Below are 15,124 nucleotides of genomic sequence, written 5' to 3'. Positions count from 1 at the left end.
CAATTGCGCGGGCCGGATTCACCTTGCTGTTCCCTTGCAGGTGAGACGGCGGATGATGGGAAATACAGCGACGTGCGATCATCAACTCCACAAAATCGCTGTAGCATTTCTTTACCTGCATAATGTCCCGCTCGAATCCTGAAAACCCGATGCAATCATGCAGTATGTCATCGTCTTGCCCGGATACCTCCGCCAGGCAAAACCGGAATGCAAATGCCCTGAAACTTCTTAATTGGTTCGTTGACATGACGAACGAAATAGGATTTGCCACGGCGTGTCAAGCTAATTCGTGGAGATGTGAAAAAGCCCGACAACCAGGAAGATTACCTGGGTTTTGCCTGTCGGTTGCCCTGAGGAATTGGCTAGGGCCTGGCTTGGACCCTAGAATTTCCTTTCCTCTCAGGGAGCAGGCTTGACAGGTCAAAAACCAGCCCATAAATAGTTCGTCAACACACCGAACAAAACAAGGAATGCAATTGTGTCCAGTTCGGCCAAACCCTTGCCCACCATTGAAAGACCCCGGGAAGATGCCTCGGGCCGCGCCCGGGTCCCTGGCTGGGTCATTGGCATCGACCTTGGCGGCACAAAAATTCTGGCCGGCATTGCCCGAACCCAGGAGCAGATCATTGCCACACGCGAAGAGCCTACGCTGCACGGTGAAGATGCACCCGTTCTCGCGCAAATGGCAAGACTGATTACCTCTCTCCTGTCGGACGCCGGTGCCTTGGCGCAAGAGCTGGACAATGTCGTGATTGGCGTTCCGAGCGCCGTCGATCCTCAAACCGGGCTTTCGTCGCTTTCTCCCAATTTGGCTCTGCCGGTTGACCGTCCCCTTGCGGACCTGATGTCGCGCTTCGTTTCCTGCCCGGTGACGGTGGAAAATGATGTCAATCTCGCCGCCTATGGCGAAGCATGGGCAGGCGCGGGTCAAGGGCTTGGCTCACTGGTATTCGTGTCGTTCGGAACCGGCGTTGGCATGGGCATCGTCCTGGATGGAGAGCCATGGCGTGGTGCCGCTGGCCGGGCTGGCGAAATTGCCTACCTGCCTGTGGGCGCGGCACCTCATGAGACAGCCCCCTTGTCGGAAAATGGACTTTACGAGGATGGCGTCGGCACCAGCGGCATCCGCCAAAGGTTCACAAGAGACGGCGGGACCGTTGCCGAACTGTTTTCGCTGGCGCGATCAGGCAATGAACAGGCCCGGCTTGCTATCGATAGCGTGGCAAAACAGGCATCGATCGGTATCGCCGCCGTGCATGCGCTTCTAGACCCGGCAGTCACGGTGATTGGCGGCGGCATCGGCTCCCAGCCAGAATTCTTCACGCTTCTACAGGCGCATCTGCAACCCTTGCTGCCCTTCGAAAGCCCGCTGAAACAAAGCAGGCTCGGCGTGCAGGCGGGGATGATTGGCGCTGTGGCACTGGCCTTGAAAAACCGCGTCCCGCATCCGGAAAAATCCAATGCGGAAAATCTATAACGGACAGGGGAGAGACATGGATAAAGCCAAGGCGAATGCACGACCAGACGGACTTGTCGAAAGCGAATTGCCCCTGCAATTGGCGTTCATGGCACCCCGCCTGCAAGGTGATTTTCTGCCGGAAGGACGGCTTGAACTGTCACTCTGGGGTTGCGGCCGGATCGCAAACATCGCCCTTCACCCTTGGACCGGCCCGTTCGTCTACGCGCCGAACCAGATGACCGGCAAAGACCATGGCCTCTATGTTGCCCAATCCGCCCCGGTTCTGGTGCTGACCGGCAGCCGGTTGAAATCCACACGCCCAGCCCGCCGCTGCGCCTGGTGGGGCACGCTGACCAAGCCGGAAAAAGTGGCGCGTAGCGGGGCAAGGCGGATCATCCGCACGCCATGGGGTGTGGCCATCGTTGAAGACAAAGGCGACGGCGTGATCGTCATTGCCGCAGGGGCCAGCGACGCGGAAGCCGAACGGGGCATGGCCCTACCCGTTGAGACGATCATCGCCGAGAGCAAAGCGCATGTGACGCGCTGCGACCTGCTGCCACAAGCCCCACCGCTGATGCGCAGCATGGCAATCCAGAGCGCCCATGCTTCGCTCTCCAGCATTCGCCGTGCCGAAGACGGTTCCTTTCTGGGGCTTGCCGCAGGCCAGGCCTATAGCGCCCCGACCCGCACCTATTACCGCGACGGCTACTGGACCTTGCAGGCCCTGCTGCATCTCGAACCGAAGGCCGTCCGTGGCCAGATCGACCTGCTGGCAACCGGTATCCAGCCCGATGGCGAAAGCCCGAGCGGCGTCATTCTGACCGGTCCGAAACAGGGCGAGGAGTGGGAGAAATTCCGCACGACGTCTGATGACTACAAGATGGAACATCTGCGGCGCACCGATTGGTGGAGCGATCATTTCGACAGTCCGCTGTTCTTCATCCTGACGATTGGCGATTATATCCGCACCACCGGCGACACAACCGTCCTTACCCGTCACTGGAAGACCATCGAAGCGATTTTCCGTCGCTATCAAGGCTTCGACACTGCCGGAAACGGCTTGCCTATCAAGCCACGGCACGACCGTGACTGGGCCGACAATGTCTATCGCCATGGCTATGTCGCCTATGATCTCGGGCTTTGGATCGGCGCGCTTGACGCGATTGCTGAATTCGGCATTCATCAGGACGAGGCTTTGGCCAAGGAGGCAAAGCAAACGGCTATCACCGCACGCGCATCGCTGGACGAAGCGCTTCTCACACCCCATGGCTGGTATGCCGATTACGGCCTGAAAAGTGATTTCGTAGAGGATCATCTGACACTCGATAGCCTGACTCTCCTGCGGTTCGATGCCGTGTCGGATCAACGCGCCAAAACCGTGCTTGGCCATGTCGCGGCCCTGCTTGAGACTCGCAACAATCCGCGCCAGCCCTATGGCGACTGGGGTGTGATGTGCGCCTGGCCGCCCTTCAAGCGACCCGCCGATACCCGCGCCAAATCCGCCTTTGCCTATCGCTATCACAACGGCTCCGACTGGCCCTATCTCTCAGGTCTCTATGCCGAACAGCGATTGAAATACGGCATGGACGGCTGGGACTATCCAATGCTGCGCTGGTGGCAGACCAGCCTTGAAAACGGCTGGATCGGCTCAGTCGAATATTTCTCACCGCCTTTTGGCCGAGGCTCGCTGCTCCAGGGCTGGACAGGCATGCACGCCGCCGCCATCCTGCAATACAGACCGCAGGTTGAAGCGGCGATTACCACTGGCCGCATCGCCTAAGACGAGGAGCCATTAGCAATGGCTCTTCGGGCTTATGGGGCTCCTATTGCCTTCTCCCAGGACAGCTCTGAATAGCAGGATACATGTCGTCACGGTGATATGCCTGCATCTATACGTTGACATCAAGTCGCATACTAACATATCACTATCTTCGGGAGCCCTTTCCGAGGGTGGAAATCTGGGAGGATATGTTGGTGACGATCAATAGAAGAACATTCATGGGCACGGCCGCTGGTGTGGCCGGGCTCGGCCTGTTGCCGCGTCTAGGCATGGCAGCCCCCAAACAACCGGCAAGTCCTGTCACTGTTACCGTCGCTGATGTGGCGGGCAACTTGGCGTTGACCCAGGGCATGTTCGAGAAATATGCTGCGGCAAAGCCGCAATGGGTGTCGCGTTTTGCCTTCACAAAGGCCCCTGCCCCGGAACTGCCATCAAAGCTTAAAGCGCAACAGGCAGCCGGAAAAGTCGATATCGACCTGGTGCTGACCGGTACGGATGCGCTGGCCGCTGGCCTTTCGCAAGGGCTTTGGGTCGATTTGTCCGCCCATAAGGCAGACCTGCCGGATCTGGAGAAAATCCTGCTGCCGCAGGCTTTCAAGATGCAGGCGCTGGCCCAGAACCAGGGCGTCGTCGTCACCTATTATCCGTCTGGGCCGTTGATCGAATATATGCCTGACAGGGTCAAGCAGGTGCCGGGCACCGCCGAGGAATTGCTGGCCTGGACCAAGGCCAATCCCAAGCGCTTCATGTATGCCCGCCCTGCCAATTCCGGGCCAGGTCGGACATTCCTGATGGGTCTTCCTTACCTGCTGGGTGATAAAGACCCGAAAGATCCGGTCAATGGCTGGGCCAAGACCTGGGATTACCTGAAGGCAATCGGCGAAAACGTCGAATATTACGGCACCGGCACCACGCAGGTGATGAAGGAGCTTGGCGAAGGCACCCGCGATATTGTCGTCACCACCACTGGCTGGGACATCAACCCGCGCGTGCTCGGCATCGTGCCGGAAGAGGCCAAGGTGGCAACCCTCAAGGGCTTCCATTGGGTCACTGACGCCCATTACGCCGTCATTCCGAAGGGAGTTTCGGAAGAAAAGCTCGCGGTTCTGCTGGATGTAATCAATTTCATTCTTCAGCCGCAGCAACAGGCGATTGCCTTTGACGATGGCTATTTCTATCCCGGCCCGGCGGTCAAGGATGTGACGATTTCCATGGCGCCTCAAAAGAGCCAGGACGCCATCGCCGAATTTGGCCGCAAGGAATATGACGGCTGGATCGCCAATAACCCGCTGGAAGTGCCGCTCGATCCATCGAAAATCGTCGATGCCTTCCGCATCTGGGACGAAAAGATCGGCGCAGCCAAGGGCTGAGCCCTTTGCCCCGCCGAGCCTTTGCCCCGCAGAGCCTTGGCGCGGCGGGGCCTATACGCAGTCTTTTGCATATTTTCCCCTCGGATCTCCGGGTCTGGGAGAGCTTGCCTATGATTTTTCCGCAGACAGGAGAGTAACGTGGTCGCGCCAGCCCCCTTATCGACGCAGGCTGCCCAGCCCAAACAGGGGGCAAAGCTTGAGCTTGTCGCCCTTCGCCGCGCTTTCGGCGCCTATAAAGCGCTTGACGGTATTGATCTCGCCATCGAACCGGGCGAATTCATCGCGCTGCTCGGCCCTTCCGGTTGCGGAAAATCCACGGCGCTGAACTGTATCGCCGGGCTTTTACCGCTGACGGGTGGCGAAATCCGGGTCGGCGGCCAGCGCATCGACCAGCTGGAGCCGGAAAAGCGCGGCTTCGGCATGGTCTTCCAGAGCTATGCGCTGTTTCCTCATATGACCGTGCGGCGCAATGTTGGCTTCGGCCTGTCCATGCAAGGCATCAAAGGCACGGAAGCCGACCGTCGCATCGAAGCAGCCCTCGATCTGGTACGGCTCGGTTCGCAGGCGGATAAATTGCCGGGGCAACTCTCTGGCGGCCAGCAGCAGCGGGTCGCCATTGCCCGTGCCATCGTCATCCGCCCGCCAGTCGTGCTGATGGATGAGCCACTTTCCAACCTGGATGCCAAGCTGCGGCTGGAAATGCGCGCCGATATCCGCGCCATTCACGACCAGATCGGCTCGACAACCATATACGTCACCCACGATCAGGATGAGGCACTGTCGATGGCCGACCGGATCGTAGTGATGAGCCAGGGCCATATCCGCCAGATCGGCACGCCTGAAGATCTCTACATGCGCCCGAACCATGTCGATGTCGCCGATTTCATGGGCTTTCGCACCCGGATTGCCGGGCGTATCACAGCCGTATCCGGCGATGAGTCCCAGATCGAAGCCGCGGGCGCAACCACTGTCGGCACGCCCCGCCAACCGGTGCAGGTCGGCGATGCAGCTGTGCTCAGCGTTAGACCGGAGGATATGATCGCCGTTCAGGATGGCAGCGGCATTCCGGTGACAATCAAATCCATGGAATATCGCGGTAGAGCCTATTTTGGCGCGGCAGAAGCCAGTGACGGGGCAGAGGTGCATTTTCGCTCGGATATCTTGCTGCCACGCGGCACCGTCACCAGCGTGCGTCCGGCAGAAGGCCGTGCGCTGATCTTTAAGGGTGATGCATGAGCCAGTCTTCCCTTCGTGTCTCGCTTGCAGCCAGGGGAATAGACGGCACGACGCTGCTGGTCCTGCCGGGCTTGCTGGTCATTCTCGCCCTGTTCATCTATCCGTTCATGTATGGCGTGGTTGACTCACTGACGCCCGCGGACGGCGCATGGTACGCCAATTACGTCACCTTCTTCACCGATCCGTTTCAATACAAGACCATTTCCGCCACGCTTTGGCTGGCGCTGCCGGTCACGGTGGTTAATCTGGCGCTTGCCTTGCCAATTGCCTTCCGGGTGCGGCTGATGACGCGCCAGCGTTTTCTGACCACCATTCTGGTGCTGCCGGTCACGCTCGGCACCGTCTTCATTGCGGACGGTCTTTTGACCTTTCTTGGTCCCCAGGGCTGGTTCAACCGCAGCCTGATCCTGATCGGCATTCTCGATACGCCGGTCAAGCTCACCAACAATTACTGGGGCGTGTTTGCCTCGCTGCTGATCTCAGGTTTCCCCTTCGCCTTCCTGCTGACGCTCTCCTATGTCACCGGCATCGATCCGGCCATCGAACAGGCGGCGGCGACATTGGGGGCCAATGCCCGCAAGCGCTTCATGAACGTATTTCTGCCGCTGCTGGTGCCGGGTCTTGCCGTCACCTTCTGCCTGTCCTTCGTCCAAGCCTTCGCGGTGTTTCCGTCCGCCGTTCTGCTTGGCGCACCCGCCGGGCCGACGCGGGTGATTTCGATTGCCGCCTATCAGGCCGCCTTCGAGCAATATAACCACTCGCTGGGCTCGGCCATCGCCATCATCATGGGCGTTATCGAGCTGGCAATCGTCGCGGCCATCCTGGCATTGCGCTCCCTCTTCTATCGCGGCCCCGTCGCCGGAACGAAAGGCTAGATCATGATCCGCGATCAGGGCATCGGCTCAAAACTCTGGCGCATGGCGGTCTGGGCGCTCGCCGGGCTGTTCATCCTCAACCTCGTGGCGGTGATTGCATCCGTCGTGGTCAATTCCTTTGCCCGCCGCTGGCTTGGCACCTGGCTGCCAACCGGCTGGACGACGCGATGGTATTCCGATGCCTGGAGCGAGTTTCAACTGTCCAGCGTCGTTGCCGTCACCTTCCAGATCACCTTCACCGTGGTGATCATTTCCGGCCTGCTCGGGGTGATGACCGCCTATGCGCTGGCCCGGCGGGATTTCCCCGGCAAAAAGCTGGTCATCCTCACATTCCTGCTGCCACTTTTGGTGCCGCCGCTCACCTATGGCATTCCATTGGCCACGGTTCTCTATCAGGTCGGCCTTGGCGGAAGCTTCTGGGGTGTGGTGCTGATCAATCTCGTGCCGTCGCTGCCCTTCGTCATTCTCGTGATGATCCCCTTCATCGAGCAGATCGACCCGCGCATCGAGGCCGCCGCCAAGGTCTTTGGGGCCGGAACCTGGAGCCTGTTCACCCGCATCCTGCTACCGCTACTGTTGCCGGGCATGCTGGCCGCCCTGCTGCTGGTGCTGGTGCGCACCATCGCCATGTTCGAGCTGACCTTCCTGATTGCCGGGCCGACGACGCAAACACTGGTCGTATCGCTCTACTATGCGGTCTTCGCGTCCGGGGTTCGGGCATCGCAATCCATCGATGCCATGGCTGTGGTCTATATGGTCACCACCCTGTTCTGGCTGGTCATCGCCCTGCAATTCGTCAGCCCGACGCAAATCGTCGCCAGGGCAAAACAGCAACCGGCGGCGTGAAGGCATCGACTGCGCCGCGCGGCAGAGTATACGCGGCGCTGGTAAATTAGGCCGTCATCAATCGGAAGAAAAATCTTCACGCAAGCGTCATGGAAGCGTAGTCGAGCCATCACAAATGCCCGCTAGAAACCCCTGAATTTCCGGGGGTAAAGCGGAATTGTTTTCCTGAAAACGAGGCATTTGCGATGAAAAACTACGCTTTGAAAACCGTGCTGGCCGGCCTGCTGGCTGCCACGACGCTGGGGGCAGCACCGGCCATGGCCGAAAAGGTCAAGTTCGAATTCTGGCACGGCCTGAGCGGCGACCTTGGCGAGCGCGTCCAGGACGCCTGCCGCAAGTTCAACGACAGCCAGGAGAATTTCGAAATCGTCTGCACCTCTCAGAACGATTACGATACCACGCTGCAAAACACCATTGCTGCCTACCGCGCCAAGAAGCAGCCAGCCATTGCCCAGATCTACGATGCCGGCACGCTGGACCTGATGCTGTCCAAGGCCTTTATTCCAGCCAAGAAGCTGATGGCCGACAATGGCTACAAGATCGACTGGAACAATTATTTCGGCGGCATCGCCAATTACTACGCCACGGCGGGCGGCGAATTGCAGTCCTTCCCGTTCAACTCTTCGACCGCGATGTTCTATTATAATGTCAGCGCGTTTGAGAAGGCTGGCATCACCTTCAAGCCGGATACCTGGGAACATGTCGAGGAAGCAGCCCGCAAGCTGAAAGCCGCTGGCTATGAATGCCCGCTGGGCTTCAATTTCGATCCATGGTCGATGCTGGAACAGTTTTCCGCCATCCACAACCAGCCAATCGCCACCAAGGCCAATGGCTATCAGGGTCTCGATGCTGAACTGGTTTTCAACAAAACCAAGTTCGTTGACCATGTGAAATTCTTCAAGAAGATGCAGGACGAGAAGCTGTTCGTGGTCAAGACCAAGCAGCTTGGCATGGATGTCGTTCCGGCCTTCACCTCGCAGACCTGCCAGATGATCCAGACCTCGATTGCCGACCACGGCACCGTCGGCAAGACGCTGCCCGCTGACGTCAAATGGGACGTCGCCATGCTGCCGGTCTGGAAGGGTACGGAGCGCCAGAATTCGCTGGTGGGCGGGGCTTCGCTCTGGGTTCTCGCCGGTCGTCCGGAAGCGGAATACAAGGGGGCGGCCGCCTTCCTCAACTTCCTCGGTCAGCCGGACATGGTGCAATGGTGGTCAACGGTGACTGGCTATATCCCCGTCACCAAGACCGGTTTCGATGCCATGAAAGCCAATGGTTTCTACGATAAGGCACCTTACAAGGGCCGTGAACTGGCCATTGCCAGCCTGACCTACACGCCGACATCCGATACCAGCCGCGGTATCCGCCTGGGTAGCTTCACCCAGATCCGCAAGGAAGTCTCGACATCCTTCGAGGCGATCTTCATGCAAAATGCCGATGTGCAGACCCAGCTGGACCAGACGGTCGAGCGCGGCAATGCCATCCTGCGCCGCTTTGAGAAAACCTATGCCGGTCAGAAGCTGAACTAAGCCTCAGCTCTCATTGCTCCCGGAAGCCTGCCGCATCGGCAGGCTTCCTCCTTCATTCCAGCATATTGGTCACGACATGGAACAACGCGCCGTTTTCAAGAACTGGTGGCTGCCTATTCTGTTTGCGCTGCCGCAGATCATCCTGATCATCCTGTTCTTCTATTGGCCGGTGGCTGCCGTGGTGAACTGGGCCTTCACCCTTGAGCCTCCGTTTGGCGGCGTGGCGGAATTTGTTGGCTTTGCCAATTTCAAGGACGCGCTGACCGATCCCTTTTACTGGAATTCAGTTTATGTCAGCTTGATCTTCGCGACAGTCGGGCCGTTCTTCGCCATTCTCATCGGCCTTGTGCTGGCACTTGCGGTCGATAGGCAACTGCCGGGAACCGGCTTCTTTCGGTTTTTCTACATCCTGCCCTTCGCCATTGCCGGACCGGCTGCCGGTATCGCCTTCCGCTTCATCCTGGCACCCGATCGCGGGCTGGCGGCCATGGTCAATTCCTTCTCTCCAGATCTGTGGAATCCGGCCAAATACGGCAGCCATGCGCTGGCGCTGGTTATCATCGTCTTCATCTGGAAATGGTCGGGCTATACGTTCATCTTCCTGCTGGCAGGCCTGCAATCGGTGCCACACGCCCTGAGTGAAGCCGCCGCCATGGACGGCGCCGGTCCCTTTCGCCGCGCATTCGACGTGCAGGTGCCGCTGCTTGCGCCCACCCTGTTTTTTCTGCTCGTCACCATGATGACGGAAGGCTTCGTTGGCGCCGACACATTCGGCATCGTCCATTCGATGACCGGCGGCGGACCGAACCACGGCACCGAAGTCATGGTCTACCGGATCGTCGATGAGGCGTTCAAGGGTCTCAACTATTCCGGCGCATCGGCCCAAAGCATCATTCTGATCGGGCTGATCATGATCTGCACCTTCATCCAGTTCCGCTTCATCGAGAAGCGCGTGCATTACAAGTGAGGCCGGAATGATCCAGCGCACACCGATTGCCAATGCCTTCACCTACCTCATCATGGTCCTGGGCTTCCTGCTGCTGATCGGACCATTCATCGTGGTAATTGCCGGTGCCAGCCAGACAATGCCGCAGGTCAATGCCGTTCCCTTCAGCTTCCTGCCGCAAGGCGAGTTCCTGACCAATGCCAAACAGGCCTGGTCGCGGGCCGATCTCGGCACGGCGATGACCAATAGCCTGATTATGGCGGCCCTGGTGACGCTCGGAAAGGTCGCGCTGTCAGCCATGACCGCCTTTGCCATCGTGTTTTTCCGCACGCCGCTGAAACACGTGTTTTTCTGGGGCGTGTTCATCACCCTGATGCTGCCGCTCGAAGTCCGGGTCGTCCCGACCTATGCGGTGGCAGCCGACCTGTTGCAGCCGGTCAAATCCATCCTGTCCACGCTGTTTGGCATCGACATCAAGATCGAGTGGAACCTGCTCAACACCTATGCGGGCCTGACCCTGCCGCTGGTCGCCACGGCAACCGGCACCTTTCTCTACCGGCAATTTTTTATGACTCTCCCCAATGAATTGGCCGAGGCGGCGCGCATGGACGGGTCCGGGCCGATCCGCTTCTTCTTTGAAATGCTGCTGCCGCTCTCGCGCACCAACATGCTGGCGCTGACCACCATCATGTTCGTCTATGGCTGGAACCAGTATCTCTGGCCACTGCTGATGGTCACGGATCCGAACTACAAGACGGTGATGATGTCCCTGCGTTCACTGCTGCCGTCCGATAACGGCATCCCCGATTGGAACGTCACGCTGGCGGGTTCCCTGATGATCATGGCCCCGCCGCTGGTTGTGGTTGCCGTGCTGCAACGCTGGTTTGTGCGCGGTCTGGTCTCCACGGAAAAGTGACGCTGAAAAGCGCCTGCAAGAACAACAAGGTTCAAAGACAATGGCTGATATCGACATCCGCGCGGTGCGCAAAAGCTACGGCAAGACACCAACCCTGCATGGCATAGATCTGCTGTTTGGCTCAGGGGAATTCGTGGTCATCCTCGGCCCCTCCGGCTGCGGAAAATCCACTCTGCTGCGGATGATCGCCGGGCTCGAGGACATTACCTCAGGCGAAATCGCTATCGATGGCCGTGTCGTGAATACATTGGAACCTCGTGAGCGCGGTTGCGCCATGGTGTTTCAGAATTACGCGCTTTACCCGCATATGTCGGTGGCGGGCAATATCGGCTACGCGCTGAAAGTGGCGGGCGTTGCCAAAGCCGAGCGTGACCGGCGCATTCTTGAGACCGCAAAAATCGTCGGCTTGCAGGATTATCTCGACCGTCGGCCTGCCGCCTTGTCCGGTGGCCAGCGCCAGCGCGTCGCCATGGCCCGCGCCATCATCCGCGAGCCGAAGGTGTTTCTGTTCGATGAACCACTGTCCAATCTCGACGCCAAGCTGCGCGTCACCATGCGCGCCGAAATCCGCAAACTGCACCAGCGTCTGTCAGCGACATCGGTTTTCGTGACCCATGACCAGGTCGAAGCGATGACACTTGCCGACCGGCTGGTGGTGATGAACCGTGGCCATGTGGAACAGGTCGGCAAACCACTCGACATCTATCATCGTCCGGCCACCACGTTCGTTGCCTCGTTTATCGGCTCACCAGCCATGAACCTGTTCGACGCTCGCGTCGAAGTGGAAACCTCCACCATTCGCATCAGTGGTGCAGCGGTCGAAATCGATCCGGTCGTCGCTCATGCGCTGAGAGGGCGAGATGTAATTGTCGGCATCCGCCCGGAACAATGCCGTCTTGCCAGCCACGGCCAGGGTGTCCCGGCACTCATCGAATTCGTGGAGGAGCTCGGTGTTGGTCGCGTCGTCCATTGCGAATTGGCTGGCCAGCCCTTTGCCATTGCCGTTCCCGAAGAAGCGCAGGTGACAGCCGGTGACACGATCGGGCTGTTGCTGCCGCAGCAGCAATTGCACTTCTTTGACGCCGAGAGCCAGAAGCGGATCGACTTTTCTCCCATGGCGGGCGCGGCAAACAGCCTCGCCAACAGCCAGATACCATCGCATCAACCCACTGGAGTTCTTTCATGACCGACACCATTTCCGCCATCGGCTTTTGCAATCGCACCGGCAAGGGCGACCTGACGACACTGGACGCTTCGCTGCGTGAAATCGCCGATTCCGGTGCGACGGCCTGCGAAATCGGCATTTATGGCGAAGAAATCATCTCCGGTGGCCGTATTATCGAAGATCGCACCCAGCGCGTCGCTGACATTGTCAGCCAATACAGCTTCAAGAAATTATCCTTGCACGGCCAGGTCAGCTCCAATTTCATGGACCGCGAGCATCTGCATCTGCAAAAGAACGTGGTTCGCGCCATGCTGGAACTATGCGACCGCCTCGGCGCCGGCATTCTCGTCCATCATTCGGGTGCCGCCCAGCCGGTAGAAGGTGTTGACGGCGCGGATCTCGACAAGATGGAGCGCGAAGCGCTGCTGGAAATGGCAGATATCGCCAAGGGTTATGGCGTGCGCATCGCGCTTGAAAACATCTTCACCACCGAGACCGGCCAGTACCGCCAGACGCCAAGCCAAGTGGCCGAAACGGTCAAGGCCATCAGCCATGACCATGTCGTCGCCCTGATCGATTTCTCCCATGCCTATATCGAATCCACCTTCAAGGGACTGGATTTCCGCGAGCAGCTGCGCGCCATGGCACCAGTGACCGGCCATCTCCACGTCCATGACAGCTTTGGCCTGCCCTATACGATGAAGGAATTCTTCCATAACGCGGAAGCAACTGCGCTCGGCATCGGCGACCTGCATCTGCCGCTCGGCTGGGGCGATATTGCCTGGGACGAGATCTTCGCCGAACTCACTTTCCTGCCCGACACCATGCTGATCATGGAAATCGGCGCCGAACGCTTCCTCGACCAACAGCCCCGCTGCCTGGACCGCGCCCGCGAACTGGCGAAGCTGGTGAACCTGCGCTGATCTGGTGACGACCGATAATGGTGCCGCGCTTGTCTAGGGCGCGGCGCTATCCTCTCAATCCGGCACCGCCAGCCGATCCCAGATCCGCACCAGATCGGCGACGGATTTGGCATTGAGTTTGCGCATCAACTGGGCGCGGCGAACCTTGACGGTGATTTCGCTGACACCGAGATCGCCGGCAATCTGTTTGTTGAGACGCCCCTGAACAACCAGTTCCATCACCTCCCGCTCGCCCGGCGTCAGCGTTTGCCATAACTCCCGCAAGCCGGAGGATAGATGATCCTGCCGTCGCTGCGCACGGTCATTTTCGATACCCTGCTGAATGGCGTCCAAAAGGTCCTGATCCCGAAACGGTTTGGTCAGGAACTCGATAGCACCGTTTTTCATCGCCTTGACCGACATGGGGATATCCCCATGACCGGTAATGAAAATCACCGGCAGCCGTATGCCCAGTTTCGTCATCTGCTGGTGAAACTCAAGACCGCTCTGGCCGGGCATCCGCACGTCGAGCACCAGACAACCGGGCGCATCGGCAAGCGGCATTGCCATGAATTCCTGGATCGACCCATAGGCGCAAACCGCAAGGCCAACGGAGGCCAGCAGATCCTCCAATGCGGCACGCACCGAGGCGTCATCATCGATCACATAGACAACCGGCTCATGTTCATCCTGTTGCGGTGGGTTGGCCATCATGCCTTACTCTCTTCGCTTAAGGGCAGACTGAATTGCACGACCGTCCCCATGCGATGCGCCGACGTCACGGAAATACGCCCCCCATGCGCCTCGATGATCGAGCGGCTGATGGCGAGCCCGATGCCCATGCCGCTTTCCTTGGTGGTCCAGAACGCTTCGAACAGATGATCCAGCGTCGATTGCTTCATACCGGGACCTGAATCGGCGACGGCAAGCACGATCCTGTCATCGCCATCGACAAAGGTCGAGATCAAAAGCTCCCGCTTGAAACTGGGAACAGCCGCCATGGCTTCGATGGCATTGAGCAGGAGATTGCCGATCACCTGCTGGATCTGAATACGATCAGCCAGCACCGGCGGCAGGTCTTCCGCAAGGGCCATCTCCAGCGCAATGTTGTTGCGCTCAAGTTCATGTTCGGCCAGGCCGATGGCTTCGGTCGTTGCCGCATTGAGGTCGAAGCTTTCCCGTTGCGGCGGTTCGCTTCTGGCCAGTCTGCGCACTCGCACAATCACATCGCTGGCGCGTTTCACGTCGCTGGCAATTCGCTCCGCCGCCTGACGGGCACGATCCAGATTGGGCGGCGTATGATCAAGCCAGCGGCGACAGGCATCGGCGCTGGTGGCGACGGCAGCCAGCGGCTGATTGACCTCATGGGCGATGGAGGCGGTCAATTCACCCAGCCGCGTCAGCCGCGCCATGCGGGAAAACTGCGCCTGCGCATCGTAAATAGCCGCCTGGGCGGCAACGATTTTCAAGGCAAGATAGGTCGTCACCCCAATGGCGCAGGTGCTGATGCCGCAATTCATGAGCCCGGATTCGAACGATCCGCGCCGGGTGAGAAACAAGCTCAGTACCGTCAGGCCAATGCAGATCATTGCCAGTGCGACGACCCCGCGCATCGACAGGAAGCCGATGGCGATCAGAATGACCGCGATATAGAAGACCGCAAAAGCGATCTCGAAATTGGTGATCGTATCGGCAGCAAAGATGCAGACCAGCAGGAACAGGATGAACACCGCCCTCAGCTTTGGCCGGTTCTGGTGCTGGGAAAACAGAATGTGTTTCATCCTTCGGTGGCCATGGCTGTTTCTTTGCGCAAAAGGTAGACGCCGTCTCGCAAAACATCGAGGGCCGGATCGACCCAAACCAAATTACGCAGGAAAGCGCCGCAGCGACAGTCCCGCAGGGCTGAATATACAAAAGTATATCGAGGCTATGCCTAAGCCGTGCCTGGCTTTCCTTAAGCGCGGTGGCGTCAGATGTTCGGCCATTCTATAGGATTATCAGGCCCTTCGGGGATCTGCGGATCAACCATCCAGCCTGAAACTGGCCAGCCTGAAATTGCCCACCCCTACAATTTCAGCGTCATCCTTCATGGATACGCTT

Annotated in this window: 13 protein-coding genes; 11 read left to right on the top strand and 2 right to left on the bottom strand. The window is 59.0% G+C overall.

Annotated elements, in window-relative coordinates; genetic code table 11:
• Window positions 1–478 precede the first annotated feature (478 nt).
• The 11 genes from AVI_RS19555 to AVI_RS19505 all read left to right on the top strand — a co-directional run bounded on the left by AVI_RS19555 (window position 479) and on the right by AVI_RS19505 (window position 13,045).
• Window positions 479–1,477, top strand: a complete 999-nt coding sequence (locus tag AVI_RS19555) for an ROK family protein (RefSeq protein WP_012653865.1) — start codon at window positions 479–481, stop codon at window positions 1,475–1,477.
• A gap of 16 nt (window positions 1,478–1,493) precedes the next feature.
• Complete coding sequence (locus AVI_RS19550; protein WP_012653864.1) at window positions 1,494–3,239, top strand: amylo-alpha-1,6-glucosidase; 1,746 nt, start codon at window positions 1,494–1,496, stop codon at window positions 3,237–3,239.
• A 194-nt stretch (window positions 3,240–3,433) separates the two neighbouring features.
• Entirely contained in the window at window positions 3,434–4,609 is a 1,176-nt protein-coding gene (locus tag AVI_RS19545; RefSeq protein WP_041698904.1) for an extracellular solute-binding protein, read from the top strand.
• 138 nt (window positions 4,610–4,747) lie between these two features.
• The gene (locus tag AVI_RS19540; RefSeq protein ID WP_012653862.1) at window positions 4,748–5,845 is read left to right on the top strand and encodes an ABC transporter ATP-binding protein; all 1,098 of its coding nucleotides are present in this window, start codon (window positions 4,748–4,750) and stop codon (window positions 5,843–5,845) included.
• Complete coding sequence (locus AVI_RS19535) at window positions 5,842–6,720, top strand: ABC transporter permease (RefSeq protein ID WP_012653861.1); 879 nt, start codon at window positions 5,842–5,844, stop codon at window positions 6,718–6,720. Before AVI_RS19540 ends, AVI_RS19535 begins: the two co-directional genes overlap by 4 nt.
• Window positions 6,721–6,723: 3 nt before the next feature.
• Window positions 6,724–7,566, top strand: coding sequence for an ABC transporter permease (locus AVI_RS19530; RefSeq protein ID WP_012653860.1), 843 nt, complete (start codon window positions 6,724–6,726; stop codon window positions 7,564–7,566).
• A 185-nt stretch (window positions 7,567–7,751) separates the two neighbouring features.
• The gene (locus AVI_RS19525; protein WP_012653859.1) at window positions 7,752–9,095 is read left to right on the top strand and encodes an extracellular solute-binding protein; all 1,344 of its coding nucleotides are present in this window, start codon (window positions 7,752–7,754) and stop codon (window positions 9,093–9,095) included.
• A gap of 76 nt (window positions 9,096–9,171) precedes the next feature.
• Window positions 9,172–10,062 (top strand): carbohydrate ABC transporter permease, encoded by an 891-nt coding sequence (locus AVI_RS19520; RefSeq protein WP_012653858.1) that lies wholly within the window; start codon window positions 9,172–9,174, stop codon window positions 10,060–10,062.
• Between the two features lie 7 nt (window positions 10,063–10,069).
• Window positions 10,070–10,957: an ABC transporter permease subunit gene (locus tag AVI_RS19515; RefSeq protein WP_012653857.1), complete on the top strand. Its 888-nt coding sequence runs from the start codon at window positions 10,070–10,072 to the stop codon at window positions 10,955–10,957.
• 40 nt (window positions 10,958–10,997) lie between these two features.
• A complete protein-coding gene (locus AVI_RS19510; RefSeq protein ID WP_012653856.1) occupies window positions 10,998–12,143 on the top strand; it encodes a sn-glycerol-3-phosphate import ATP-binding protein UgpC in 1,146 nt (381 codons plus the stop codon).
• Entirely contained in the window at window positions 12,140–13,045 is a 906-nt protein-coding gene (locus AVI_RS19505) for a sugar phosphate isomerase/epimerase family protein (protein ID WP_012653855.1), read from the top strand. The genes AVI_RS19510 and AVI_RS19505 overlap by 4 nt, the downstream gene beginning before the upstream one ends.
• 54 nt (window positions 13,046–13,099) lie before the next feature.
• Here AVI_RS19505 and AVI_RS19500 read toward each other — a convergent pair whose 3' ends face one another.
• Both AVI_RS19500 and AVI_RS19495 read right to left on the bottom strand, forming a co-directional pair.
• Window positions 13,100–13,738 carry a response regulator transcription factor gene (locus AVI_RS19500; protein ID WP_012653854.1) on the bottom strand — a complete coding sequence of 213 codons (639 nt, stop codon included), beginning with the start codon at window positions 13,736–13,738 and terminating at the stop codon, window positions 13,100–13,102.
• Window positions 13,735–14,805 carry a sensor histidine kinase gene (locus tag AVI_RS19495; RefSeq protein ID WP_012653853.1) on the bottom strand — a complete coding sequence of 357 codons (1,071 nt, stop codon included), beginning with the start codon at window positions 14,803–14,805 and terminating at the stop codon, window positions 13,735–13,737. Before AVI_RS19495 ends, AVI_RS19500 begins: the two co-directional genes overlap by 4 nt.
• Between the last annotated feature and the right edge of the window lie 319 nt (window positions 14,806–15,124).

The organism is Allorhizobium ampelinum S4 (assembly GCF_000016285.1).
Classification (GTDB): Bacteria; Pseudomonadota; Alphaproteobacteria; order Rhizobiales; family Rhizobiaceae; genus Allorhizobium; species Allorhizobium ampelinum.
The sequence above is the reverse complement of the archived record's forward strand: the minus strand, read 5'-3'. Positions and strand labels throughout refer to the sequence as shown.